Origin of the sequence: Metabacillus rhizosphaerae, from assembly GCF_037201795.1 — a bacterium.
Classification (GTDB): domain Bacteria; phylum Bacillota; class Bacilli; order Bacillales; family Bacillaceae; genus Metabacillus; species Metabacillus rhizosphaerae.
In genome coordinates, this window is record NZ_CP147403.1 from 3799273 (window position 1) to 3824199 (window position 24927).

Annotated in this window: 26 protein-coding genes; 8 read left to right on the forward strand and 18 right to left on the reverse strand. The window is 34.0% G+C overall.

Annotation, left to right across the window (positions count from 1 at the left end; genetic code table 11):
- The first annotated feature begins 215 nt into the window (after positions 1 to 215).
- Positions 216 to 509, forward strand: coding sequence for a HesB/YadR/YfhF family protein (locus tag WCV66_RS18545; protein WP_338786462.1), 294 nt, complete (start codon positions 216 to 218; stop codon positions 507 to 509).
- 190 nt (positions 510 to 699) lie between these two features.
- Here the strand turns inward: WCV66_RS18545 and WCV66_RS18550 are convergent, their stop codons facing one another.
- The 8 genes from WCV66_RS18550 to acnA all read right to left on the reverse strand — a co-directional run bounded on the left by WCV66_RS18550 (position 700) and on the right by acnA (position 6223).
- Positions 700 to 1005 carry a hypothetical protein gene (locus WCV66_RS18550; RefSeq protein ID WP_338786463.1) on the reverse strand — a complete coding sequence of 102 codons (306 nt, stop codon included), beginning with the start codon at positions 1003 to 1005 and terminating at the stop codon, positions 700 to 702.
- 1 nt (position 1006) lies between these two features.
- Positions 1007 to 1423 carry an acyl-CoA thioesterase gene (locus WCV66_RS18555; protein ID WP_066340567.1) on the reverse strand — a complete coding sequence of 139 codons (417 nt, stop codon included), beginning with the start codon at positions 1421 to 1423 and terminating at the stop codon, positions 1007 to 1009.
- A gap of 165 nt (positions 1424 to 1588) precedes the next feature.
- Entirely contained in the window at positions 1589 to 1834 is a 246-nt protein-coding gene (gene tlp / locus WCV66_RS18560) for a small acid-soluble spore protein Tlp (RefSeq protein ID WP_207974821.1), read from the reverse strand.
- Positions 1835 to 1935: 101 nt separating this feature from the next.
- On the reverse strand, positions 1936 to 2079 hold the full coding sequence (locus tag WCV66_RS18565; RefSeq protein WP_066340559.1) for an acid-soluble spore protein N: 144 nt from the start codon (positions 2077 to 2079) through the stop codon (positions 1936 to 1938).
- 64 nt (positions 2080 to 2143) lie between these two features.
- Positions 2144 to 2275 carry an FbpB family small basic protein gene (locus WCV66_RS18570; RefSeq protein ID WP_066340554.1) on the reverse strand — a complete coding sequence of 44 codons (132 nt, stop codon included), beginning with the start codon at positions 2273 to 2275 and terminating at the stop codon, positions 2144 to 2146.
- Between the two features lie 149 nt (positions 2276 to 2424).
- The gene (locus WCV66_RS18575) at positions 2425 to 2934 is read right to left on the reverse strand and encodes a TlpA family protein disulfide reductase (protein WP_338786464.1); all 510 of its coding nucleotides are present in this window, start codon (positions 2932 to 2934) and stop codon (positions 2425 to 2427) included.
- Positions 2935 to 2951: 17 nt separating this feature from the next.
- Positions 2952 to 3362, reverse strand: coding sequence for a hypothetical protein (locus WCV66_RS18580; protein ID WP_066340548.1), 411 nt, complete (start codon positions 3360 to 3362; stop codon positions 2952 to 2954).
- A 134-nt stretch (positions 3363 to 3496) separates the two neighbouring features.
- Positions 3497 to 6223, reverse strand: a complete 2727-nt coding sequence (gene acnA / locus WCV66_RS18585; RefSeq protein WP_338786465.1) for an aconitate hydratase AcnA — start codon at positions 6221 to 6223, stop codon at positions 3497 to 3499.
- A gap of 299 nt (positions 6224 to 6522) precedes the next feature.
- Here acnA and sspO point away from each other — a divergent pair, with 299 nt between their 5' ends.
- A complete protein-coding gene (gene sspO, locus WCV66_RS18590) occupies positions 6523 to 6672 on the forward strand; it encodes a small acid-soluble spore protein O (RefSeq protein ID WP_066340543.1) in 150 nt (49 codons plus the stop codon).
- 68 nt (positions 6673 to 6740) lie between these two features.
- Here sspO and WCV66_RS18595 read toward each other — a convergent pair whose 3' ends face one another.
- Positions 6741 to 7004, reverse strand: coding sequence for a hypothetical protein (locus WCV66_RS18595; RefSeq protein ID WP_066340538.1), 264 nt, complete (start codon positions 7002 to 7004; stop codon positions 6741 to 6743).
- Positions 7005 to 7133: 129 nt separating this feature from the next.
- Between WCV66_RS18595 and WCV66_RS18600 the strand changes: the two genes are divergently transcribed.
- Both WCV66_RS18600 and WCV66_RS18605 read left to right on the forward strand, forming a co-directional pair.
- Complete coding sequence (locus WCV66_RS18600; protein WP_066340536.1) at positions 7134 to 7280, forward strand: small acid-soluble spore protein P; 147 nt, start codon at positions 7134 to 7136, stop codon at positions 7278 to 7280.
- A gap of 179 nt (positions 7281 to 7459) precedes the next feature.
- The gene (locus WCV66_RS18605; protein WP_066340534.1) at positions 7460 to 7873 is read left to right on the forward strand and encodes an Hsp20/alpha crystallin family protein; all 414 of its coding nucleotides are present in this window, start codon (positions 7460 to 7462) and stop codon (positions 7871 to 7873) included.
- A 315-nt stretch (positions 7874 to 8188) separates the two neighbouring features.
- On the opposite strand, the gene WCV66_RS18610 is transcribed toward WCV66_RS18605, so the two are convergent.
- The 8 genes from WCV66_RS18610 to glnA all read right to left on the reverse strand — a co-directional run bounded on the left by WCV66_RS18610 (position 8189) and on the right by glnA (position 18864).
- Entirely contained in the window at positions 8189 to 8404 is a 216-nt protein-coding gene (locus WCV66_RS18610) for a hypothetical protein (RefSeq protein WP_338786466.1), read from the reverse strand.
- Between the two features lie 73 nt (positions 8405 to 8477).
- Complete coding sequence (locus tag WCV66_RS18615; RefSeq protein ID WP_338786467.1) at positions 8478 to 9896, reverse strand: PAS domain S-box protein; 1419 nt, start codon at positions 9894 to 9896, stop codon at positions 8478 to 8480.
- A 296-nt stretch (positions 9897 to 10192) separates the two neighbouring features.
- On the reverse strand, positions 10193 to 10888 hold the full coding sequence (locus WCV66_RS18620; RefSeq protein ID WP_413789597.1) for a GntR family transcriptional regulator: 696 nt from the start codon (positions 10886 to 10888) through the stop codon (positions 10193 to 10195).
- Positions 10889 to 11141: 253 nt separating this feature from the next.
- Positions 11142 to 12302 (reverse strand): Gfo/Idh/MocA family oxidoreductase, encoded by a 1161-nt coding sequence (locus tag WCV66_RS18625; protein WP_338786468.1) that lies wholly within the window; start codon positions 12300 to 12302, stop codon positions 11142 to 11144.
- Between the two features lie 223 nt (positions 12303 to 12525).
- On the reverse strand, positions 12526 to 14622 hold the full coding sequence (locus WCV66_RS18630) for an alpha-glucuronidase family glycosyl hydrolase (RefSeq protein WP_338786469.1): 2097 nt from the start codon (positions 14620 to 14622) through the stop codon (positions 12526 to 12528).
- Positions 14623 to 14726: 104 nt separating this feature from the next.
- Positions 14727 to 16058: a xylose isomerase gene (gene xylA / locus WCV66_RS18635; RefSeq protein WP_338786470.1), complete on the reverse strand. Its 1332-nt coding sequence runs from the start codon at positions 16056 to 16058 to the stop codon at positions 14727 to 14729.
- A gap of 280 nt (positions 16059 to 16338) precedes the next feature.
- A complete protein-coding gene (locus WCV66_RS18640; RefSeq protein WP_338786471.1) occupies positions 16339 to 17184 on the reverse strand; it encodes an SDR family oxidoreductase in 846 nt (281 codons plus the stop codon).
- Between the two features lie 315 nt (positions 17185 to 17499).
- Entirely contained in the window at positions 17500 to 18864 is a 1365-nt protein-coding gene (glnA, locus tag WCV66_RS18645) for a type I glutamate--ammonia ligase (protein ID WP_338786472.1), read from the reverse strand.
- 508 nt (positions 18865 to 19372) lie between these two features.
- On the opposite strand from glnA, the gene WCV66_RS18650 reads away from it, so the two are divergent.
- The gene (locus tag WCV66_RS18650) at positions 19373 to 20932 is read left to right on the forward strand and encodes an alkaline phosphatase family protein (protein WP_338786473.1); all 1560 of its coding nucleotides are present in this window, start codon (positions 19373 to 19375) and stop codon (positions 20930 to 20932) included.
- Between the two features lie 415 nt (positions 20933 to 21347).
- Here WCV66_RS18650 and WCV66_RS18655 read toward each other — a convergent pair whose 3' ends face one another.
- Positions 21348 to 21641 (reverse strand): hypothetical protein, encoded by a 294-nt coding sequence (locus WCV66_RS18655; RefSeq protein ID WP_338786474.1) that lies wholly within the window; start codon positions 21639 to 21641, stop codon positions 21348 to 21350.
- A gap of 522 nt (positions 21642 to 22163) precedes the next feature.
- Between WCV66_RS18655 and WCV66_RS18660 the strand changes: the two genes are divergently transcribed.
- The 3 genes from WCV66_RS18660 (at position 22164) to WCV66_RS18670 (ending at position 24899) form a co-directional block, all read left to right on the forward strand.
- Positions 22164 to 23012, forward strand: a complete 849-nt coding sequence (locus WCV66_RS18660; protein WP_338786475.1) for a VOC family protein — start codon at positions 22164 to 22166, stop codon at positions 23010 to 23012.
- Between the two features lie 114 nt (positions 23013 to 23126).
- Entirely contained in the window at positions 23127 to 23846 is a 720-nt protein-coding gene (locus tag WCV66_RS18665) for a 3-ketoacyl-ACP reductase (protein ID WP_338786476.1), read from the forward strand.
- A 273-nt stretch (positions 23847 to 24119) separates the two neighbouring features.
- Positions 24120 to 24899 (forward strand): NUDIX domain-containing protein, encoded by a 780-nt coding sequence (locus WCV66_RS18670; protein WP_338786477.1) that lies wholly within the window; start codon positions 24120 to 24122, stop codon positions 24897 to 24899.
- Positions 24900 to 24927: the final 28 nt, after the last annotated feature.

A 24927-nucleotide genomic window follows, 5' to 3' on the forward strand; every position in this document is an offset into this window, starting at 1 on the left:
CTAAAATAAAAACCACTATTACTGTGGTTTTTATTTTTTTACAAATATTTAACATATGCAACCGAATACAAAAATGGTTCTATCTGAAGTTCTATATTATAATAAAGAGAAGAACTACTAATTTGTTTTATTTTTCTGTTATAGGGAAAAACGTATGATTAGATAATTTATTTGAGTTTAAGTTTAATTAGTCGTTTATAGAAGGAGTGTTAATTATGGAAATAATCGTTGATGAAAAGGCTGCAGGCTGGTATATAGATGAATTACAACTTCAAAAAGGTGATATGGTACAATTTTTTGTACGCTATGGAGGATGTAGCAACGTACAAAAAGGCTTTTCATTAGGTGTAGTAAAGCAAAAGCCTGAAGATATTGGTTCTAGTGCAGAAAGCAAAGGTATCACTTTTTTTGTTGAGAATCGCGACTTATGGTATTTTGATAATCATAACCTTCGTGTAGAGCTTGATGAAGAAGTAGATGAGCCGACATTTAACTACATTGAACAATAAAACAGTAATACAACTAATGCTTATGGCGCCTTGCTCAGACCTATACATCTGAGCTTTTGCTTTGACTTATGACAATAAATACTATTTCACACAAAAAAAAGAGGGTTACTCAAAAGGGTAACTCCTCTAATCAATAGTGATAAATGATTTGTAAGGTTTTGTTAGTAATGCTTCTATTCTTTGTAATCTGTCAAATATGTAATTTAAATCGTTTTATATGAGCATCTAACCCATAATGTTTTAAGACTTTTACTTGTGTCTTTCCTAATAAATCAAAATGTGGGTATTGCTCATTATGATGTATCCATTCTTTTTTCAAATCGAATTGCTCTCCCCAGTTAGCTAATTTTTCTAAGTCCTTACAACCTGCTTTTGTTACACAATGCGAATCTGGAAATCGGTTATCTAGCCAGAAATGTGTTAAAAATGAAATTTCTCCACGGGTTACTTCTTCCTTCCACTGTTCTAATTCCTTTCGTGAAATTCCAAAGGCCATTTTATTTCTTCGCCTTCTCGTATGCTTCATGCCATTCAGGGAAGAGCTTACGAAATTTCACAGGTCTGAACGTATCCTTTTGAACACACACATGACTTGACTTAGCTTGTACTGCTAAATCTCCTGAAGGAGTGAAAATTTCATACCCATAAACACTTTTCATCCCATTATATTGTTCTATCCAAGTATGGATAATCGCAGTATCACCATACCGAAGTGGCTTTTTGTAGGATATTTCAAGATCGATTACCGGTGATATGATCCCTTCCTCTTCCATTCCAGCATAGGAAAACCCAAGGTCTTGAATCAATTTTGTTCTACCTAATTCCATCCAAATTAAATAATTCGCATGATAAACTACACCCATTTGATCTGTTTCAGCATAACGTATTTCAATTTCTTTCTTTGATACAAGCATGTTATTCTCTCCTTGTTGCACAATTGTAGCTCTTAGTAATTCTTCTAACCATCATATCATACACAATTTTGATATTGAATGAAAAAGACTTATTAGGTCTGTTAAAAAATCTTGCAAAGTTTTTTGTTATTTTTACTATAAAAAAAACCAGGCAAAATGCCTGATTTATTGATCGTGACGATATCCGTTTTCACGTGCTTGAGCTTCATCTTTAATTTCTTCACGCAAAGCATTAATACTTTCCTCACGACGAAGGTTTTTCGCTTCTATTCTTTCACGTTCTTCAGCAGAAGCAAATTGTAGTGTGTCTTGTGCTTCCTCAATGTTTTCAATTGTGTTTTGAACCATGCTTTGTAACTTTTCTACATTGTCTGTACGATCGTCCGGGTTTGGTCGATTTTGTTTTGCCATCGTTATCATATCCTTTCATGGTTAGCTTACAAAATAACAACTTTAGTCTGCTATATAAAAGGAGTTTTTAAACACGAATTTTATGTTAAATATAGTAGAGATTACTCTCCTTTAGTTTGCATAACCTGAGCATGCTTGCCGGATGTATCTTGCATTTTTTTACCTTTATTATTTCCAAATCCTTTTGATTTTGTTCCGATGTGACTTGGAGCATAATGGGATTGCTTCATATCTGAATTTGTCATAGTTATCGCCTCCTCAAAGAATAGGTTGTCCCTATATAAGACAATAAATGACTAGAAAAGCTTGTTAATCTAATTTCTTTAGCATTCTTTGCTCCCAGCGCTCCTCAATTCTCTCAAGGGCTTCTTGGTCCTTTAAAAGTTGCTCTTTATTTTCTAAGACTAATTCTTCAAATGATCTCTTTCTACTCTTTCTCATCATGATCACCTCTCTTTATGTTTAAGAAAAGGATGTCCAATTATTAAATCATTTAGTACAATTTTTAGAAAATAAACGAAAGTGGCACGATATAGATAATTGTGATAAAAGTGTAAATGTAAAAAAAGACCGAGATAAATATCTCGATCTTAGTTAGATTTAAGAAAATCCTCCATTTGTTCATATGTCATCGCACCTACAAATTTTGTTCCAATGATTCCATTTTCATCAATAATATAGGATGTCGGGTAAGACATTACTTCATATTGGTTATTTATTTTCCCTTTTTCATCTAATAATACTGGGAACGATAATTCCAGTTCTTCAACAAAATTCTTTACAGTTTCCACGTTTTTTTCTGAACTGGTCAGGTTTACAGCTGCAATAACAACTTCGTCATTATAATCTTCTTGTATTTTCTGCATATCAGGCATTTCAGAGCGACAAGGAGGGCACCATGTTGCCCAAAAATTAAGAATAACCTTCTTACCTTGTAGATTTGATAAACTCACTTTTTCCCCATCTAGGGTCGTTAGTTCAAAGTCTGGTGCTGCATTCCCTTCTGAAACACCCACTTTAGCATCATTCGGATTTATAGCATTATAAACCGCATAACCAATTAAAAAAACTAAAATTGAAATAGCTAATATTTTCTTCATTTGATTAAATAAACCTCCTAAACAAAAGACAAAACAATGATTTTTATCAGTTGATAAACAACTAAATAACTAAAAATCATGATCATAATTGAGTAGATAAAGACTTTAACTGAGATTTTCTCTTTTTTCCCAACCCAATATAAATAAATGATACTAAGAACAAGACCTAAATAAAAACCATCTTGGCCTCCTGAAAGATATAACCAACTAAACGTTAATAAAAGATCAGGTCGAAACAACACAATACTAAATTTGTAAGTCATAACAATTAGTAAAGCAGCTGTCCAAAAGTGCTTGAGAATAAATTGTTTTACAAAAGATGCTTTTATCAAACTTTCAATTAGATAATATGTAACTAAAAATGAAAATAGGACAACTATAAGATAGTACTGTAATGTAAAAGGTCCTATTTGAAAAGCATCATACATATACGGACCTCCCATAATGCCATTTTTCTCTACATCTATTTAATCATGTAAACTTAGAAAGAACAACGTATTTAGCCTTCGTTTCTTTTTTTAGACACAAAAAAGGAACGGGAAACCCGTTCCTTAAATAAAGCTTAGCCTTTTAACTTGTCACGTAATACCATTTGAAGGATTCCACCATGGCGGTAGTAATCAATTTCAACTTCACTGTCAAAACGAACTAATACTTCAAATTCTTTTTTGTTACCAGCTTCATCAGTTGCGGTAACTTTAACGAAATCACGTGGTCTTACAGTTTCATCAATTGTTACTTCAATCGCTTCTTTACCAGTAAGTCCTAGTACTTCTGCATTTTCTCCATTTTTAAATTGAAGAGGAAGCACACCCATTAACACTAGGTTACTACGGTGAATACGCTCAAAGCTTTCAGCAATAACTGTTTTAATTCCAAGAAGGTTTGTACCTTTCGCTGCCCAGTCACGAGAACTTCCCATTCCGTAATCCTTACCAGCCAATACAACAAGTCCTGTACCATCTTGCTTGTAATCCATACATGCATCATAAATTGATTTCACTTCACCTGTTGGCCAGTAAGTTGTGTAACCACCTTCTGTACCAGGGGCAATTTGGTTTTTGATACGAATATTTGCAAACGTACCTCTCATCATAACTTCATGGTTACCACGACGAGAACCATAAGAGTTAAATTCTCTAGGTGTTACCCCATTATCTTGAAGGTAACGGCCAGCAGGTGTATCTTTACCAATTGAACCAGCAGGTGAAATGTGGTCAGTTGTTACAGAGTCACCGAATTTTGCAACAATTCGTAAATCCTTTAGAGTTTCCACTTTACCAGGCTCAGCTTCTAAGCCTTCAAAGAATGGCGGGTTTTGAATGTATGTTGATGAATCATCCCATACATATAACGCTTCATCAGTTGTTTCAATTTCGTTCCAACGAGCGTTATCATCAAATACTTGCTCATATTCTTTTCTGAATAACTCAGGTGTAACAGTTTTATTAACAACTTCGTTAATTTCATCTGTTTCTGGCCAGATATCTTTAAAGAATACGTCATTTCCATTTTTGTCTTTACCTAAAGAATCACTTTGTAAGTCTATATCAACTGTACCAGCTAGAGCATATGCCACAACAAGTGGTGGTGATGCAAGGTAGTTTCCTTTGACTAGTGGATGAATACGTCCTTCAAAGTTACGGTTACCTGATAAAACAGATGTTACTAATAAATCGTTTGCTGCAACAGCTTCTTCGATTTCATCAGCAAGTGGACCAGAGTTACCGATACATGTTGTACAACCATAACCAACAAGATTAAATCCTAGTTTTTCTAAATGTGGCAGAAGACCTGAATTTTCTAAGTATCCTGTAACAACTTTAGAACCAGGAGCTAATGATGTTTTTACATATTTAGGCACTTCCATTCCTAATTCAGTTGCTTTTTTCGCAACTAAACCTGCAGCTACTAAAACGTATGGGTTTGATGTATTCGTACAGCTAGTAATCGCAGCAATCGCAATCGCACCAGTTTTCATGTTTGTTTCTTCACCGTTATTAAATTTCACAGTGATTTCTTTGTTAATTTCAGTTGCTTCTAAACCAAAACCTTGGTTTCCAGCTGGAGCAACTAAATGTTTATGGAATGTATCTTTCATCATTGATAAAGGAATTAAATCTTGTGGACGTTTTGGTCCAGAAAGATTTGCTTCAATTTCAGAAAGGTCAATTTCTACTACTTTCGTGAAATCTGGATCTTCATTTTCTGGCGTGAAGAATAAGCCGTTAGCTTTGCAATAATCTCCAACGATTTTAATTTGCTCTTCAGTACGACCTGTAAGACGCATGTAATTTAAAGCTTCTTCATCCACAGGGAAGAATCCACAAGTTGCTCCGTATTCAGGAGCCATGTTTGCAATAGTAGCTCTATCTGCAAGTGGAAGTTGCGCTACACCAGGGCCAAAGAACTCAACAAATTTACCAACAACACCTTGTTGACGTAAAACTTGAGTAACTTTTAATGCTAAGTCAGTTGCAGTTGTACCATTTGGAAGTTCTCCTGTTAATTTCACACCGATAACTTCAGGAACTGGGAAATATGAAGGTTGCCCTAGCATACCTGCTTCAGCTTCGATACCACCAACACCCCAACCAAGAACACCAATACCATTGATCATCGTTGTATGTGAGTCAGTACCAACTAAAGAATCTGGGAATGCTTCAAATTCTCCATTTTCATTTTCTACTGCATGAACTACATTTGCTAAATACTCTAAGTTAACTTGGTGAACAATACCAGTTGCAGGTGGTACAGCACGGTAGTTATCAAATGATTTTTTAGCCCAGCTTAGGAATTTATAACGTTCTGCATTACGTTCAAATTCAAGCTCCATATTGAACTGTAATGAATCCATTGTTCCAGCTTTGTCAACCTGTACAGAGTGGTCAATTACTAAGTCAACTGGAATTTCAGGATTAATTTTATCAGGGTCTCCACCTAAATCTGCCATTGCTTTTCGTAAAGAAGCTAAATCAACAACAGCTGGTACACCTGTAAAGTCTTGTAAAATTACACGAGATGGTTTGAATGGAACGTCGATATCTTTTTGCTCAGAAGTTCCCCATTTCGCTAAGTTTTCAACATGTTCTTTTGTGATAACTCTGCCGTCTACTTGACGTAAAACAGATTCTAAAAGAACTTTAACTGAATATGGCAAGCGTGAAACGTTACCAATTCCTGCATCTTCTAATGCTTGTAAAGAATAGTAGTTGTACGTCTTTCCATTGACCGTAAAGCTTTTACGCGATTGGAAAGCATCTTTGCTTGTTGTTACTTGATTAGTCATTAACAATTTCCCCCTAATTAAGATCAAGATCGACTCTTGTCGAAGGATGGTACCCCATTTTTAAACTTTCTCACAATTCAATCTTAATACAACTAGTAACATAAGTAAATAACAATGATGTTATTGATATGTATAAGTTTTTCTTATGAAAGCGTACTAGTTTTACTTTTTTACTATATCAAATTTTGAACGAAATAACATAAAAACTTTAAAATTTTTTATTATTTTTTACTTAATTTGGTTTAATGGTTCATTGTTTTTTGAGACAAGATATCTGTTATAGGGGGTGAAGTAATCTTATGGCTAAACGTAAAGCAAATCACGTGAGAATGGGTATGAATGATGCAAGTGCTCAAGGTGTTGGTGCAGGCTACAATGAAGAGCTTCAAAATGAACCATTAACAGCTAAGCAAAGACAGAATAATAAAAAACGCAAAAAAAATCAATAAGATATAATGTTTATTTCTTTACGACAAAAAACGACGGATCCTCCGTCGTTTTTAAATTGTTGTTGTGCTTATATGTCTGTTTGATTCACATCATTAACTATTTTTTGAAGATCCTGTTGATATTGTTCAAGACGTTGTCTTTGTGTTTCAGATGCATTTTCAAGTGCATTATTAATTTGTTGATAAGCTTCATTTACTTCTTCTGTTAAATGTTTAAGCTGTGCCCCGTAGTCAGCACTATCTTTTACGATACTCTCATACGAATCAAAAGCTTCAGTCGCCCCTTGCTGTGCTGCTTGAAAAGCTTGTTGCTCGTCCTTATTATATGGCATAAATCAACACACTCCTTCAATTCATGTATAAAACCATCTGTTAGTATGCCTTTTATTTCTAAAAATATTCATTATAATATAAGAATGTTTTTAAGAATTTAACTCATTCTAATGATAGGAGGGATGACAATGACTAATAAAAACACAGGTAAAGATATGCGAAAAAACGCACCTAAAGGGAATAATCCCGGACAACCAGAACCTTTAGATGGTTCTAAGAAAGTTAAAAATGCGAACCATACTCGTCAAAAGCATAACCAAGGGCACGATATGTAAGGAATGGGCTAGCCCCATTTCTTTTTTTATTGTTTATTAATTATACAATTTTCCATTTAATTACCTTTCCATAGGACAAAAACTTTCACAAAAAAAATAATCTTGAATACCTTATTGGTTAAAGGGGTTAAAAACATTCATAAGTGAAGGAAGTTTCAGTTCTATGGAGGTCAATTTTCATGAATATTAGAAAGTGTTCAAATCCAATGAATATTAATGGGATTGAAGAATGGATGACACAGTTTTTTACAGACCCGTTTACTAGCTTACTGGATGAGCACACATTTCGAGTCGACTTATTTGAAACAAGCGAGGAGTTTATAATTGAAGCTGAGCTTGGAGAAACAAAGAAAAAAGAAGATATTCAAATTACTACATGTATAGAAAAAATAAAGATTTCCATTCAATCTAATGTATGTAATCAAAATGAGGAAGAGAAAAACAATGAGGAAATCGCAAGGACAATTACACTACCTTATTCAATAGAAGATAAAGAGATTTTTGCATCATTCAGCCATGGAATTTTAGAAATAAAAATAGCTAAAAATTGTAGTTGTGCTCAAAAAAGAACTACAATTCATATAGTTGGCTGACAAAAAAGTAACCGCTTGCTTCTCCAGTCAGCCATTAACCCTTCTTAAGCTAGTATCTCAACTACACAATTCCTCGTGAATCACTTCTCCAAATAAAAAATGACAGCGATTTATGCTGTCATTTTATTCTTCCACTATATATTTCGAATGTTGCTGCTGCACACTTATTGAAATACGTTTTAATTCTTGATTTCCGCATTGTACACAAGAATTATTTTCATCATTAAGAATCATACATTTTGAGCAATAGTATTTTTCCATTAAGCGAAACCCCTTTTTCAATCAATATATGATCAAAAAGGTTGATTGTTTCATTTATTCTACAAGATGTTCAAAACTGTTATGATAAATTTTATCCAATTGATCTATTTTGTATATGAAGAATTCGTGGTCTGAATATTCATCTAATCGATTTTTTTCCTTGTATTCATTGACAGCGTTTTTAGCTTGCTCAATCGAGGTAAAGATGCCCAGTATATTTGAGCTTTCTCCACACTCTGCACACCCAAGATCTAAAACAACATAATACAATCTTAACACCTCTTTTAGACAATACTATATCACGTTTAAAAAGGCTTATACTAACAGAATGAATCACTAGCATTTATAAAGGTAAAGATATAGAGACTCTCGTTCCCTCACCTACTGTTGACTCAATTTTAAGCTTCCCCTTATGATTTTCAATAATTTTAAAGCTTGTCATCAAGCCAAGTCCAGTCCCTTTTTCTTTTGTTGAATAAAATGGTTCACCAATATTAGTTAACCGTTCTTCAGGAATACCACAACCGTTATCAATGATGTGAATGAAAAGAGTAGATTCACTAGCTGATAATTCAACAGTTACACTCCCTTTTTCATCAAGCGCATCTAAAGCATTCTGAATTATATTAATAAATACTTGCTTTAATGAGTTTGCATCACCGTTTATAACAGGAATTTCTGTAATTACTGTATAGTTGATTTCTTTGTTGATTAATAATGCCTGAGTTTGACTTAACTGAATCACTTGCCTCAGTAATTCATCCACTTTTATTAGCTCAAATTTATCTTGATGTGGACGAGACATTGTTAAAAACTCTGAGATAATCGCTTCGACTCGATCTAATTCATCAAGCACAATCTTTATAAAATCCTCGTTACATTCTTTTGTATTAGAGAAAAGCTGCATAAATCCCTTTACAGATGTTAACGGATTTCGTATCTCATGAGCAACTGCTGCAGCAAGTTGACCAACAACAGCTAGCTTATCAGATTTTCGTAATAAATTATCCGTTTCTAGCCTTTTACCAATATCACGTGAAACCGATATTATTCCTTCTGATTCACCTGTTTGTTCATTTAAGACAGAACGCATATTTGATTCGATCCATATGTACATTCCATCTTTTTTACGTGCACGATAAGTAGTAAGTACTGGATCTGTATTTGTTAATACCTCGGAATGCTTCTTTTTAACTTCAGATATATCTTCTGGATGGATAATAGTATATGGGGTTTTATCAATTAACTCCTCAGGATCATAACCAAGTATTTGCTTAATCGATGGCGATATATATACAAAGTTTCCATTCATCGAATGAAGATTAATGACATCTGATGAATTTTCAGCAAGCAGTCTATATTTTTGTTCTTTTTTAGACAGAAACTTTTCAAGATTTTTTTGTTCCGTTATATCTAATACTTGAGCCAAAAAACATTGTTGTTTTTGTGTAGGATCATTTATACATGAAACATTTAACGAGCCCCAAACAACTTCCCCAGATTTATGAAAATACCTTTTTTCCATTTGATAGTATTGTCGTTGTCCTGTAACCATTTCATGAAAAAGATCCAAATCTAACTCATAATCATCAGGATGAGAAATATCTTTTATTGATAGCTCTTGCCACTCTTCTTTTGTATATCCGAGAAACTCATAAAACGCTTTATTAATAATGATATGATGAAAACCATCCTCAAAAATAATTTGTGGAATTCTCGATTGCATAAACACTTGTTCATAAATTGATGAATCAATAATCATATTGCCCCCGACCTTCGTTTTACAAATTATGTAACAAATAGCAGTAACCTTACTATAACAATTTTCTGTTGAAATAACCATTTTTTAAGGGGGAAAATATTTAATAAATTGGATAATTTAAGCAACTATTCAAACAGTATATAGTTCATAAAGACTAATAATTTCCACTAAAAATTATGACTATAGACTTAGTTATTTTTTTGGTAGCGTAAAAAAGACTCCCATAAACAGGAAGTCCTTCAACTAGACAATTCCAATCATAAATTGATATTTTTTTCCTTAACACATCTCTAATATTACTTAAAATAAGTTGGATAACGGTCTTTTAAAAGTTCCTTTTCAAATACGACTAAACGCAAATGTTCGGACATAACTTCTTCAGCTTTATCTGGTTCATTCTTAGTAATTAATTCAAATATTTGTTTATGCTGGGAAATGATAATACTCCAATCTAAATAGGAAGATAAGCGTAGCAATCGAAGTCGTTTAAAATGACTACTCATTAGTTGAAGCATATTCCATGTTCGATTTTTTCCACATGCAGAAAACAAAATTTTATGAAAGTCATCATCTAATTCAAATAACTTTTCATGATTGTTCTTTTTTTCACACGTTTCTTGCATGGCAATATTGGTTTGTAATTGAAATAAATCATCATCAGTTAATTTTTCACATGCTAATTTCACAATCACTTTTTCGATGTTTTCTCTTACAAACCGCGATTCTTCAACATGTTCTAGATCTATTCGTGAAACAAAAGTACCTCTTTGTGGGTAAATTTCTAATAGCTCTTCTTGAGATAATTGTAAGAAGGATTCTCTTACAGGCGTTCTACTAACCTTTAATTGCTCTGCCACTTCTTTTTCAGATATTTTCGTTCCTGGTTCTAATGTTAATGTAATTATTTGTTCTTTTAATGTATGATAGATATAATTTCTTGTTGAACCATTATTTCGGTTATCATTAGCAATAAACACCAATTCACCCCCCATTCGATTTAAATCTAATGATACTAAATGTATCATACTAGTATGGTAATTTAACAATTATTATAGATTAAGTATTCGAACGATTCAATATAAAAAGGCAACTCAATGAGTTGCCATGTGAATGAGTAAATCTTAACAATATTTTTATCGTAGATTCGTATTTTGACATCTAGTACCAACACCTACAAACCGAACTTAACGATCCGATCCTTCAGAAAGATTAATAAAATCTTCTGGAATTGCAAAAGCTTATTTACTATTCGTACTTTCCACCTGTTGTAATTGTTGCATCTGAAAACCCATCTACACTCGTTTTCTTCTCATTAAAATGCTTTACATTAGAAAGTATTCCATCTCTCGTATAAAACGGGTCATCACTATCAAGTGGAAGCTGTACCTTGATTCCTAAATTAGCAGATTTGTAGATTGCTGAAATTAGCTCTATTGTATTTCTACCTTGGATGCCGTCAATTAACAATGTCATATCTTCAGCAATTGCTGATAAGAAATGATCGATCTGTCCTGTATGTCCTTCATATTTCAATTCAGGATATTGTTCCCAGCATTCCGTTATTTTAGATTCTACATCTGCATCACTTTCGGGGTATGGAAATCCATTTTCACGCGCTTTTTGGGCCTTAACCTTCCATGGTACAGAAACTCTTGCCTTTTCACCCTGGAATATTAATTGCTGTTCTTCCCCATGATGTACAACTGAGCTTGTCACTTGTGCTAGAGCATTATTTTCATATTTTAAAATCGCAACGGATAGATCTTCTACCTCGGCATTGTCATGCAATGTATTTGATGCAACAGCTACAATCTCTTTTGGCATTCCCATCGTCCATTGGAGCATATCAATATGGTGAACAGCATGATTAAGTGTACATCCACCCCCCTCTTTTTCCCATGTCCCACGCCACCATAAATCATAATAGCTATAACCACGCCACCAATAGGAATCGACTTGAACATGTGAAATTTTCCCTATTAAGTTTTGTTCTAGTACATGTTTTAATTTCATGATTGGATTAATAAATCGATTTTGAGCAACAACTGATAACAACTTATTACTTTCTTGTGCAGCCTGTATCATTTCATCACATTCTTTTAATGATGAAGCCATTGGCTTTTCAACTAAAACATGTTTACCCGCACGAAGAAAGTCGATTGAAAGCTGTGCATGGGTAAAGGGTGGTGTACAAATTGAAACTGCATCGATTGTAGGATCATCAAGTAGTTCTTTATAGTCGCTCACAACTTTTGCTTCCAATTGATATTTCTTCACATATGATTCTGCTTTTTCTGGATAAATATCTGCAAATGCTACAATTTTACATCTATCACGGAATTGACAATAAGCTTTTATATGCGCAATTGAAATTGAACCAGTACCTATTATTGCAATATTAATCATGCCATCTTTCCTCTCAATCTAAATTTATTCAACCTATAGTAATCATACTAGTATGGTAGTGTGGATATGATTATTTCACCTTAATTTGAAGATTCCTCACCAATCAAATTAACTTTTATTATAACAACTTTAAAAAGAAACACCCCTTTGAAAGTGATACTTTTCAAATCAATCACTATTCATTAGATGGTGTTTATAATTGTATTCTTTTTATACTTAGGACTTAATAAATCGTTCTTTTCTTTTCATCAGGTATTCCGGAATGACGATAAAAATATGTATTAATTCGATCTCTCCATTCGATTGCATTTTCAAGCTGCATCGTAAAACGATCTAACACATTTTCATATCTGTAAGTATCGATTTTATCCTTTAATTGTTCCCAGCGTGCCTTCATATTTTCTACCTGCTCTACACCTAAAAAGTGTGTATTGTAAATATGCTGAATCACCGTTTCACCCGACTTTAATCTATGTGTATATGACACATGGTGGAAAAACAGTAACAATTCATCAGGGCATGTTTCAAGAGATTCGTAAATTTCTGCATTTTCAGGGTAATATTGACCACTATAACCCGTACCATTTTTAACAGTTCTGTTTACACCTGTTCCAAGGCAGTCAGAAAAATGATATGTGCCCCATTTAGAATATTCATAGCCTTCAATATTAGGCCCATAGTGATGTCCTGGATTAATCATCCAGCCTACACCAAGCGGTGATGTATAATTTTCATAGATTTGCCAGGAATTTAAAAGCATTTGATTAACTTCTTCAACAACTTGCTCATCATGTCCGAAGGTTAAACGCACCCATTCATCTGAAATTTCTTCAGCGGAGAGCTCAGTATCCCAAATCAGACGACCATACCCATAAAAGTTAGCTTGAGCTAGTGTATTGCCTGTCCAGTTTAAATCATTCCCTATATTGGATACTGCTGTTATTCCACTATATTGAAATGGATACTTTGAACCATTTACGATAGATTTCACTGTAGAACCTTTTCCCTCTGAATACGTATCAAAATCTAATACTTCCTTCCATTGTGGAACTAAGAAGCATAAATCCTTTTGCTGACCTGTATATTCTTGCGCAACTTGAAATTCCAATACTTGATTTGTTTGCTTCAAACTACCAAATAATGGGGATACAGGCTCACGAACCTGAAAGTCCATTGGACCATTTTTTATTTGAAGGATGACATTATCAAGAAATTCTCCATCTAATTGTTTAAAATGATCATACGCCGCTTTTGCACGATCAGTCTTTCGATCCCGCCAGTCTTGTAGACAATCGTAAACAAAACATCTCCAAAAAACTATGCCACCGAATGGTTCCAATGCACGACCAAGAAGATTTGCACCATCTGCATGGTTTCTACCATATGTAAAAGGACCTGGACGATGTTCAGAATCAGCCTTCACAATAAACCCACCAAAGTCAGGGATATATTCGTAAATTTCCGCAACTTTTTCACTCCACCATGCTTGAACTTCAGAATCAAGTGGATCTGCAGTATTTAAATCTCCTATTTCAATAGGGCTAGCATAATTAACACTTAAATAGGTATTAATACCATAGGATCTAAAAATATCTGCAATTTCTGCAACATGAGGCAATAGCTCTTTCGTAATTAGTTTTGATTCAACTTGATGAACATTGACATTATTAATTGATAAACTGTTAATACCAACAGATGAAAGATATCTAGCATAGTCTTTTATTCGATCTACATCATGAGTAAACTCGTTTTGATCGTAAAAGATTGAATTTCCTGAATAACCACGTTCAATATCTCCTAACATATTGTCCCAATGGTTAATCATTCGAATTTGATTTTTGGGATTTTCAAAAATAGTCAGGTTATTAATGTCTTTGCTCATTTGAATCAATCTTAGTAAATGAAATGCAGCGTATAATATACCTTTATCCGTTTTACCAAGTAGTAAAACCGCTTTATCTCCCTGGTAATCAAAGGATTGAATCATATAGCCATCATCATTTAGTATATTGCAATCTTCATAATCGACTCCATATTCCTTAATCGTCCGTTGATCATAAGTTGCCAAAACAATCGAAGCTTTCTTTTGTGGTTCATAAGAGATCGTTGGTGTTTCACCCAGCATTGAAAACAAACCTTTTTCGAGTTCCTCTTTAGCTGAATCAATGATTGCTGATTGATCTAAAATAACTAAATTGCTACAAACTTTTTTATATTCTTGAACGCGAGAATGATCTTTAATGTCGCTGTATTGTAACCAGCAATTATAAGCACTTTTCCATACTGATTCTTCTAACTTAACATTTGTCAAAGCTGCCACAAGCACTTACCCCTTTCTTGACTGTTTTTCGTTAAACAATGTTACTAATAAAAATATGCTGGAAATGATGATTTCCAGCATATAAGAGTTTTAGACAATTGTCATTAAACAGTTACATTTGCTAATGTTTCTAATAAGTATTGGTTAACTAGTCCTTTTAGACGTTCTTGTCTACCAGATTCGTTTTTAATTTCATTTAATTGCAGTGCATATGCTTCTAATTGATGGAAGTTTGTTTTACCTTCAACAATATCAAGACCAATGCCCTCTGAATAGCTGCTATAACGTTGGTCTACAAAATCGTCTAAAACTTTGTCTTCGATCAACTTATTCGCAACCTTTAAGCCAATTGCAAAGCTGTCCATACCTGCAATGTGTGCGTGGAAAAGATCCTCAGCATCAAATGAACCTCTTCTTACTTTCGCATCAAAGTTAAGTCCACCTTTGCCTAAACCACCATTTTTCAAAATTTCATACATTGCAAGAGTTGTAGAATACAAGTCTGTTGGGAATTCATCCGTATCCCAGCCAAGTAACGTATCTCCTTGGTTCGCATCAACTGAACCTAACATATTGTTAATACGCGCAGTGCGTAATTCATGCTCAAACGTATGTCCTGCAAGAGTTGCATGGTTTGCTTCGATATTAAACTTAAAGTAATCTGTTAAATCATATTTTTGTAGGAATGCTAATCCTGTTGCCACATCGAAATCATATTGATGCTTCGTTGGCTCTTTTGGTTTTGGTTCGATTAAGAATGGTGCATCAAAGCCAATTTCCTTCGCATAATCAACTGCCATATGGAAGAAGCGTGCTAAATTATCTTGCTCAAGTTTCATATTTGTATTTAAAAGCGTTTCATATCCTTCACGGCCGCCCCAGAATACATAGTTCTCTGCACCAAGCTCTTTACCAACCTCTAAACCTTTTTTAACTTTTGCAGCGGAATAAGCAAATACATCAGCATTATTTGACGTAGCTGCACCGTGTACATATCTAGGATGTGTGAACATATTTGCTGTATTCCATAAAAGCTTAGTTTTGCTAGTGCTCATATATTCTTTAATCATCGCAACGATAGTATCTAAGTTTTGATATGTTTCTTTTAATGTTGCTCCTTCTGGTGCGATGTCAACATCATGGAAACAGAAGAATGGAACATTTAATTTTTCAAATAATTCAAATGCAGCCTCTACACGAGCTTTCGCTAAGTCCAAGCCTTGTAAATGATTCCAAGGACGGATAGCTGTTCCTACTCCGAATGGATCTGATCCATCTGCAGTAAATGTATGCCAATATGCTACAGAAAAGCGTAGAATTTCTTCCATTGTTTTTCCATTAACTACTTCCTCAGGATTGTAGTACTTAAATGATAGTGGATTTTTAGAACCTGCACCCTCATATTGGATTTTATTAACATTTTCGAAATAAGACATTTTTTATTCCTCCTGATCTAAAATAAGTATGAAACACTCTACTGTTATCGCTTACATTTCCTATTAAAAAGAAAACTTGTAAAGCTAATGATAACCAAGTAGTTTATTATTTTTATTTCTTATTGTTATATTACCATTAGATACTTAGTTTGTCTATCCGATAAACTAAGTTTTTTGTATTTTTTTTTTACATTAAATAAATTGTTTTTTATAGGCATCCAGATATTATAGTCTTCACATAATGCGAGCATACTGACAATATATAAACAATTTCACATCCTCAAACCCCTGAATAAGCCATAAACCCACCATCTACTGGAACACTGATACCAGTAACAAACCCACTAGATTCATTATCTACTAACCACAGTAATGTCCCTAGTAAATCAGTTGGATCCCCGAGTCTTCTCATTGGTGTATGGGAAAGTATTTTTTCCGTTCTTTCGGTATTAGTACCATCTTCATGTTTAAGTAGTTTTTCGTTTTGTTTTGTTAAGAAAAATCCAGGTGCAATTGCGTTTACCCGAATACCTGTCTCAGCCAAATGGACTGACAGCCATTTTGTGAAATTCTCAATCCCAGCTTTTGCTGCACTATATGCCGGTACTTTAGTCATTGGACTTGGTGCACTCATGGATGATATATTTATGATCGAGCCCTTCTTACCTACCATTCTCTCGGAAAAAACCTGTGTTGGTATTAATGTCCCGACGATATTTAAGTTAAAGACAAACTGAAATCCTTCAGTTGTTAGATCAAAAAAGGTTGTAATTTCCTTGTTTTGTAAATCAGATAAATCAAAGATTTCGTTAGTAGTTACACCTTTAGGGTGATTACCTCCTGCACCATTAATTAAAATATCGCAAGCTCCATACGTCTCATTCACGATTTCTTCTGCCTTTTTCACACTCTCACGATCTAATACATTACATTCAATTGCTAATGCTTCCCCACCTTGACGTTTAATATCTTCAGCAACAGTAAAAGCTTTTTCATATGTACGATTTAATATAGCTACCTTCGCTCCCTGTCTAGCGAGCTCTATTGCCATACAGCTACATAAAACGCCACCTCCACCTGTAACTACCGCTACTTTCCCATGCAAACTCTCATATTTTGGTAACATCTTATCCAACCTTTCTCAATTTATGTTTCTATGTAAATCTCAACATATTAAGTTGAAATGATACCCGACATATAGTCAAAATATTGATTGTCAACTAATAAATAGACACTATGACTTTATGTTACGTTTCCTTATATAAAACCTTAAAGCGCTTACAGAATTCTCAAAACTTATTATATCACCTAAAATAATCTTTGTGTATCGTTTAAACTAAGTTTTTTGGTTAAATGTTAGTTTCTAAACCTACTCCAAACAACTAAATCTAGACACAAAAAACAAGCAGGTGAATGACATCACCTGCTTGTTTTCCATAAATTAAAATTTCGCTTGATAGTTTGTTAATTCCCAAGTATGAACAGCTGTACGATAGCTATCCCACTCTGCTTTTTTAGCTACAACATATTCACCAAATACGTGCTCACCTAAAGTTTTAAGACCAATTTCACCGTTTTCTAATTCGGATACAGCTGCTTCAAGACTACCAGGAAGATTATCAATTCCTAATTCCTCACGACGCTCTTCAGTCATATGGAAAATATCTTCATTAATAGAAGCTGGAGCTTGTAATCCTTGTTCAATTCCATTTAAACCTGCTGAAGCAATAACAGCAAATGTTAAGTATGGATTTGCTGATGGGTCTGGACAACGAAGCTCAACGCGAGTAGCCATGCCCTTTTTAGCTGGAATACGAATTAATGCTGAACGGTTTGATGCTGACCAAGCAATATAGCAAGGTGCTTCATATCCAGGTACTAATCGTTTATAAGAGTTTACTAATGGATTTGTAATCGCAGTAAAGCTTTTTACATTTTCAATTAAACCAGCAATAAATTGATATGCTTCTTGTGATAATTGTAATTCATCAGCTTGATCGTAGAATGCATTTTCGCCATCTTTAAAGAATGACATATTTACGTGCATTCCTGAACCGTTAATTCCGAAAACAGGTTTCGGCATGAATGTAGCGTGTAAACCAAATTTTTGTGCAATTGTTTTAACGACCCATTTGTAAGTTGTAGACATATCTGCAGCACCAAGAGCATCTGCATATTTGAAGTTAATTTCATGCTGACCTTCTGCTACCTCATGGTGAGAAGCTTCGATTGTAAAGCCCATTGCTTTTAATGCACGATAGATTTCTAAACGAACTCTTTCACCAAGATCCTTTGGAGAAGGTTCAAAGTAACCGCCATTGTCACCTAATTCCATTGTTGGGTTGCCGTTTTCATCTGCTTTAAACAAGAAGAATTCTAATTCTGGTCCAACTGAAATGGAATATCCTTTATCAGCTGCACGTTCAACAGTCTTTTTTAATACGTTACGTGTATCACCTTCAAAAAGAGTTCCGTCCGGGTTAGCTGCTGAACAAAGGAAACGAGCCTCTGAATATCCTTCTTCAACAGTCCAAGGTAATACTGCAAACGTCGAATAATCGGGAATTAAGTATAAATCAGATTTATTGATTGGGGAAAAACCTTTAACAGATGAACCGTCAAACATTTGCTTCCCTGCTACTACATCATCAAATTGATCAACAGTAACTGTAATACTTTTTAAAATACCCTCTATATCTACGAATTGTAGATGAATAAGCTCTACGCTTTTTGATTTAACAATCTCTTTAATTTGTGCAAGAATTTCCGTATCATTTTTCGCTTTTGAAATAACCGCTTCAGCCATGTAAGATAACCTCTCATTCAATGTCTATTTTTATAACATGGGTTTATTATATTTAAAGTTTGTAAATTTGACAAGGGGTTTTCTATTAAATTATCTGTATTTTTATAATATTTTCGTAGAAAACGGTTTCATTACAAGTCTTTATGTTAGTAACTACTATATATGGTAGATTATCTCATAAAAAAATGTACGATAACATAAAAATTAAATCTGATGTATTTTTATACAACATAACAACCACACCACCCCCCTCCAATATTTGATCTTAGGACAATCTAAAAGGGTAAACTTGGAATACCATAAAGATTAAATTTTCAGGACTAAAAAACCTATTTTAAAAAATTTAGGGATTTTTTGACTATATTCAATATAAACCCGCTGAATCGCGATTTCCTAATATTTGTTATCTATAAACCTTATTCCCCATAAATAATAATTCATAGAAATTGAAGAAATTGTTAAGAATAAAGCACGAATGAAAATTATTAAACACGAAGGTGGAATGAAGATGGGATTTCGTTCGATTTTTATTTTATTCCTTTCCATCCTATTAATTGGCTGCTCTGTTCATAAAAATAACGAAGAGCAAGATTTACCTATTGCCATTCAAACAAATAATAATAAAAATCCCCCTAAAGTTGTCCTTCTTATCATTGATTCATTGATGGATAAACCATTAAAGCAAGCGATTCAAGAGAATAAAGCTCCTGCCCTGGCATTTTTTTTAAATCATGGCCGTTATAATAAAAACTTAGTCAGCTCCTATCCAACAATGTCTGTTACAATTGACAGCTCTTTAATAACGGGCACTTACCCCGATAAACATAAAATTCCCGGTCTCGTATGGTATGACGAAGATGAACAGCGAATTATCAATTACGGAAATGGTTTTTTCGAAATGGTTAAAATTGGGGTTTCTCAGTTCGCTGAAGATTCCCTATACCAATTTAATAATGTAGATCTCAGCCATAAGGTGGAAACCATTCATGAAGTATTAGATAAAAGAGGGAAACCAACTGCTTCTATTAACTCTATCATTTACCGTGGAAATTATGAACACACTCTTAAAATTCCAAAGGTCTTAGCGAAAACTACTGCTTTGCCAGATCATTACAATACCTCCGGGCCAAAGATACTGTCAGTGGGTGCATTTATTCGTCAAGACGAAAAAAATAAACATTTAGTAAATCGGATAGGGCTCAATGATGCATTTGCAGCTCAAGAATTAAAATATCTTATAGAGAAGAATATACTTCCTGAATTTTCGATTATGTACTTTCCGGTAAATGACCATGTCGTACATAGAAAGGGACCTATGACGACTGAAGGCATAGAGAAACTTGATAAACAACTACAGGAAGTATTAAATGTATTTCCAAATTGGAAAAATGCCCTTGATAATATGATTTGGATTATTATTGGAGACAGCAATCAATCATCAGTTAAAAAGAACAAAAAGGAAGCATTAATTGATTTACGAGACGCTCTTTCCAACTACAATATTCTAAAGCTTGATGAGCCTGTTCAGAATAAAGATGAACTTGTCATTACGGCAAATGAACGAATGGCATATGTTTATAAGATCAATGAGGATATTCCCCTGCAAGATATTATAAGTAGATTACAAACTGATGAGCGTATAGCATGGATTGCATGGAAGGAAAACGACATGATTCAAGTGAAATCAGAAAATCAAGAATTTCGTTTCAAACCTGGTGGAGTTTTTAGAGATGTTTATAATCAAACTTGGTCCATAAAAGGAAATAGCTCAGTACTTGATCTGGCTATAGATAATAACAATCAAATTAAATATGGGGATTATCCAGATGGATTAGCAAGATTGTATGGTGCATTACATTCACAAAAAGGAGATTTTCTTATATTGGATGCTAAACCTGGTTACGAATTTATCGGAGAAAGTTCTCCTGAACATACAGGTGGGGGTGCCCATGGGTCTATGCATAAAAATGATTCTCTTACACCTATTATTGTTACAGGAACCGATAAAAGCATAGATCATTTGCGTATTGTTGATTTGAAAGAATGGATATTGGATATCTTAAAATGAGATTTAATATCCGTTTTATACAGAGAAAATTTTTTCCTCGAAAAATAAAAATAGCAACCCGTTTTTCCAAAAAGGTTGCTATTTTTCATTGTTTAAAAATTGTCCATTCCAAAACCTTTTTAGATCTATTGACCTTATATATTGTTCTCCATATATTTGCTCGAGTGTTGAACACTCGGTTGACTAAGAAGATTAACAATAAATCTAGTACTCGCTAGTGGATCTAAATTTTGTTGGAACTCCCTCATTCTAACATGAGAAAATTCTATCTTAGTAGAGGTAAAAAGTGATTTTCCTATTAAATCGCTGATACTATCTATTACCAAAAGAAAATTTTGATTCGGATTTTACTGATTCCAATTTCTACACATAAAAATGGCAACATTGAAGTAGGCATTTTTATGTGTACTCAAATTTATTTGTTTGTTAAAGGATTTTTGTCAGGTACTAATTCTTTTGAAAACTCTGTTATACCAGCAGCGTTTGGCATTTGGCCAGCTGTTCGTGTTTGATAATTATTCATTACATTTTGAACAGGTCGCAGCATATTTCTGTTTCGATTACTCCTTATTCCATAAGCAGCTGCACTAACTCCTAGACCTATTAAAGAGGCCAACATCATGCCTCTATTGTTTCTTTTACTGCCAAACATCTTTAAAATATTTTGTCTTCTCCCTGTATTCAAAAGAGCAGTTATCCAGTTATTCATTTTCAAGCACTTCCTCTTTTAAAAATTAGTAAAGCAAAACTATTCCCTTTCTTCATCTAATATTTACTTTCAGGGATTTGATGATGCTGGCAATGTTTTGATATGGACTAATTTCTTTAAAGTGTTTTTTTTTGAATAGAATCAATAATTCCGAAGAATCTAAGCTTTACATAAATCTCTTTTGCCTCTTTATAATCTTAACGCATTTATCCAAATTACCCCATAAGTACTATTTCTAATTTCTAAAGAAGGGAAACCGATTGCTGATAAAAAATTAATACTTCTCCACTATTTCTTATAGTAACGCACCTCGTTTCAATAAGAAAAAAATGTGTAACAAATTAAACATTCCTTACATTTTGATTTTCAATTCTGTTTTATGACATCTATATATGATTGTACAGTAACACATGTCTTCATTCTTTCTTTTTCATTATGATATAAATACTTGACGTAACCATTTTACAATTATATACTTACTATCAAAAAGTAAGTAAAATATTCTATTTGGAGGTAACTTTTATGAGCTTTCATGGTCAACCTAATACATTTGTTAGTGAAGTACATCTTAAAATTAGCAACTTAACAAAGTCAGTCCAATTTTACACTGATATTATTGGCTTACAAATTCTAAGTAGATCAGATGATAAGGCAAGTCTTACTGCTGATGGTGTGAATACTTTAGTTGTTCTTGAAGAGATCGACAACGCCATTGTTAATACAGGAAGAAACACCGGGTTATATCATATTGCTCTCCTTCTACCAAATCGCCCACAGTTAGCTAATACACTTTATCATTTACTTGAGACTCGTTATCCACTTCAAGGTGCCTCAGATCATCTTGTCAGTGAAGCCATCTATTTAGCTGATCCAGATGGAAATGGGATCGAGATCTATGCCGATCGTCCAGAAGAAACTTGGAAAAAATATGATGGTACAATCGAGATGGCTACTAATCCTCTAAATGCAGAAGATTTATTAGCACAAAGAGACACCGAATCATTTGTCAGCTTACCACCTGAAACAATTATGGGGCATATTCATTTACAAGTTTCTTCTATTAAAGAATCTGAAGAGTTTTATCAGGCACTTGGCTTTCATGCAGTAAATCGATATGGTCTTCAAGCGTTATTTATTTCTACAGGAGGTTATCATCATCATATTGGCTTAAATACATGGAATAGCGCGGGGGCTAGTGCCCCATCAGAAAATGAGGTTGGCTTAAAAACTTTCACTGTAAAGTTTCCGAATGAAGAAGCACGAAATTTGGCAATTAAGAATCTAAAAACATTAGGTACTGAATTTACACAAAAAGAAAACCATATCTCGACGTTTGATCCATCCAAAAATGTGATCCTTCTAGCCATTTAAAAGCAAGGATTTGTGACTATAAATCCTAAGTGATAAATCAAGATCTTTGACATATATTTTGCAGATTATGTAAGATGAAACCATATCTTACATACTGAAAGGAGCCAAAATAAAATGGCACAATCATTACAAGGAAAAGTTGCGCTTGTAACAGGAGCTGGAAAAGGCATTGGACGCTCTACAGCACTTGCATTAGCACAAGAAGGTGTAAATGTTGGACTTATTGCTCGGACTGAAACAGATTTAATGAATGTGGCTAAGGAAATTGAAGCTTATGGTGTGAAAGTAGCCTATGCAACTGCAGATGTCTCCTCGATAGAACAAGTAGATCAGGCTGTTGCGACAATTAATAGTACACTTGGTACAGTAGATATTCTCATCAATAATGCTGGAACTGGGAAGTTCGGGAAATTTCTTGAACTTGAACCAGATGAATGGAAACAAATCATTGATACAAACTTAATGGGTGTTTATTATGTAACTCGTGCAGTTCTTCCCCAGCTAATTGATAAAAATGGTGGTGACATCATTATGATCTCCTCAACAGCTGGTCAAAAAGGTGCACCTGTTACAAGTGCATACAGTGCTTCTAAGTTTGGAGTTCTTGGATTAACAGAATCATTAGCACTTGAAGTTCGTAAGCATAATATTCGTGTAACTGCCTTAACACCAAGTACAGTAGCAACAGAATTAGCTTATAAGGAAAATTTAACAGATGGCAATCCTGAAAAAGTCATGCAACCAGAAGATTTAGCAGAATTCATCGTTGCTCAATTAAAATTACATCCACGTATTTTTATTAAGTCAGCTGGCCTCTGGTCAACAAATCCTTAATATAATGACTAACCAGTTTCCCTTTAATGCGAAACTGGTTTTTTAGTGACTAATAATTAATGGCACTTTATTACAAACTAATAAGACCGCCTCACACTTACCTGTTTCAATTCTCTATTTTTTTCATGCCCCATTCCCAATTCATCCATCCCCTGTAACTTTTTCCCTATTTTCAACAAAAGTTGTAGACAATGTTCAGAACTTAACATATAATACAATTAACAATTAACACCTTGTTAATTAAAATAAGAATGATAATAGGAGTGCAGTACCATGTCTAATAAGGAAGCATTAGAACACTATGATCATAAACAATTTCGCACACCAGATGGGTACACTTCTGATATTGCAGTTTTCACCATTCTCTCTACTAAGATCGGGGAATTTAAGCCGCCTCATATGACTTTAATGTTGATGCTTATTAAAAGAGCTCAATTAAATGCTGAGGGCCAACCTAACATTGAAGCTGGTAAATGGGCATTACCTGGTGGTTTTGTTCAGCCAGATGAATCTGCTTATGAAGCTGCAAAAAGAGAGCTTGAAGAAGAAACAAGTGTAAATAGCATTCACATTAAACATTTTGGTGTTTACGACAAACCCGGCAGAGACCCTCGTGGTTGGATTATCTCAAATGCACATTATGCTATTGTTCCCGAGCATGAGCTTTCGAAACGTAAAGCAAATGATGATGCCGCAGATGTAAGATTATTTTCGGTTGATGAAGTGCTGCAGCTTGACTTGGCGTTTGATCATCGCGAAATTATAGAAGCCGCAATAGCTGTGATTAAACATGATTTATTACAAACACCAGTAGCAAAAAGCTTTTTACAAGATCATTTCACGTATTCTGAATTACAAGCTGTTTTAAAAACTGTTACAAATGATCCAGCTATTACAAGTGATCAAGCATTTTCAAGAAAAATTAAGACTCTTCCTTTTATTGAGGAAGTTTCTGGACAAAAAACGCAACGAACATCAAAAACCCCCACTCAACTTTATCGATTTGCAGATGAAATGAACATCGTAAGACCGATTTATTCAGCAAGATATTAATTGAAAATGCTTGTAGAAATACTATATT

Bases quoted from the DNA above. Each gene is read 5' to 3' on its own strand.
- WCV66_RS18545 (WP_338786462.1), top strand. From the start codon at position 216: ATGGAAATAATCGTTGATGAAAAGGCTGCAGGCTGGTATATAGATGAA.
- WCV66_RS18550 (WP_338786463.1), bottom strand. From the start codon at position 1,005: ATGGCCTTTGGAATTTCACGAAAGGAATTAGAACAGTGGAAGGAAGAA.
- WCV66_RS18555 (WP_066340567.1), bottom strand. From the start codon at position 1,423: ATGCTTGTATCAAAGAAAGAAATTGAAATACGTTATGCTGAAACAGAT.
- tlp (WP_207974821.1), bottom strand. From the start codon at position 1,834: ATGGCAAAACAAAATCGACCAAACCCGGACGATCGTACAGACAATGTA.
- WCV66_RS18565 (WP_066340559.1), bottom strand. From the start codon at position 2,079: ATGACAAATTCAGATATGAAGCAATCCCATTATGCTCCAAGTCACATC.
- WCV66_RS18570 (WP_066340554.1), bottom strand. From the start codon at position 2,275: ATGAGAAAGAGTAGAAAGAGATCATTTGAAGAATTAGTCTTAGAAAAT.
- WCV66_RS18575 (WP_338786464.1), bottom strand. From the start codon at position 2,934: ATGAAGAAAATATTAGCTATTTCAATTTTAGTTTTTTTAATTGGTTAT.
- WCV66_RS18580 (WP_066340548.1), bottom strand. From the start codon at position 3,362: ATGTATGATGCTTTTCAAATAGGACCTTTTACATTACAGTACTATCTT.
- acnA (WP_338786465.1), bottom strand. From the start codon at position 6,223: ATGACTAATCAAGTAACAACAAGCAAAGATGCTTTCCAATCGCGTAAA.
- sspO (WP_066340543.1), top strand. From the start codon at position 6,523: ATGGCTAAACGTAAAGCAAATCACGTGAGAATGGGTATGAATGATGCA.
- WCV66_RS18595 (WP_066340538.1), bottom strand. From the start codon at position 7,004: ATGCCATATAATAAGGACGAGCAACAAGCTTTTCAAGCAGCACAGCAA.
- WCV66_RS18600 (WP_066340536.1), top strand. From the start codon at position 7,134: ATGACTAATAAAAACACAGGTAAAGATATGCGAAAAAACGCACCTAAA.
- WCV66_RS18605 (WP_066340534.1), top strand. From the start codon at position 7,460: ATGAATATTAGAAAGTGTTCAAATCCAATGAATATTAATGGGATTGAA.
- WCV66_RS18615 (WP_338786467.1), bottom strand. From the start codon at position 9,896: ATGATTATTGATTCATCAATTTATGAACAAGTGTTTATGCAATCGAGA.
- WCV66_RS18620 (WP_413789597.1), bottom strand. From the start codon at position 10,888: ATGGGGGGTGAATTGGTGTTTATTGCTAATGATAACCGAAATAATGGT.
- WCV66_RS18625 (WP_338786468.1), bottom strand. From the start codon at position 12,302: ATGATTAATATTGCAATAATAGGTACTGGTTCAATTTCAATTGCGCAT.
- xylA (WP_338786470.1), bottom strand. From the start codon at position 16,058: ATGTCTTATTTCGAAAATGTTAATAAAATCCAATATGAGGGTGCAGGT.
- WCV66_RS18640 (WP_338786471.1), bottom strand. From the start codon at position 17,184: ATGTTACCAAAATATGAGAGTTTGCATGGGAAAGTAGCGGTAGTTACA.
- glnA (WP_338786472.1), bottom strand. From the start codon at position 18,864: ATGGCTGAAGCGGTTATTTCAAAAGCGAAAAATGATACGGAAATTCTT.
- WCV66_RS18650 (WP_338786473.1), top strand. From the start codon at position 19,373: ATGGGATTTCGTTCGATTTTTATTTTATTCCTTTCCATCCTATTAATT.
- WCV66_RS18655 (WP_338786474.1), bottom strand. From the start codon at position 21,641: ATGAATAACTGGATAACTGCTCTTTTGAATACAGGGAGAAGACAAAAT.
- WCV66_RS18660 (WP_338786475.1), top strand. From the start codon at position 22,164: ATGAGCTTTCATGGTCAACCTAATACATTTGTTAGTGAAGTACATCTT.
- WCV66_RS18665 (WP_338786476.1), top strand. From the start codon at position 23,127: ATGGCACAATCATTACAAGGAAAAGTTGCGCTTGTAACAGGAGCTGGA.
- WCV66_RS18670 (WP_338786477.1), top strand. From the start codon at position 24,120: ATGTCTAATAAGGAAGCATTAGAACACTATGATCATAAACAATTTCGC.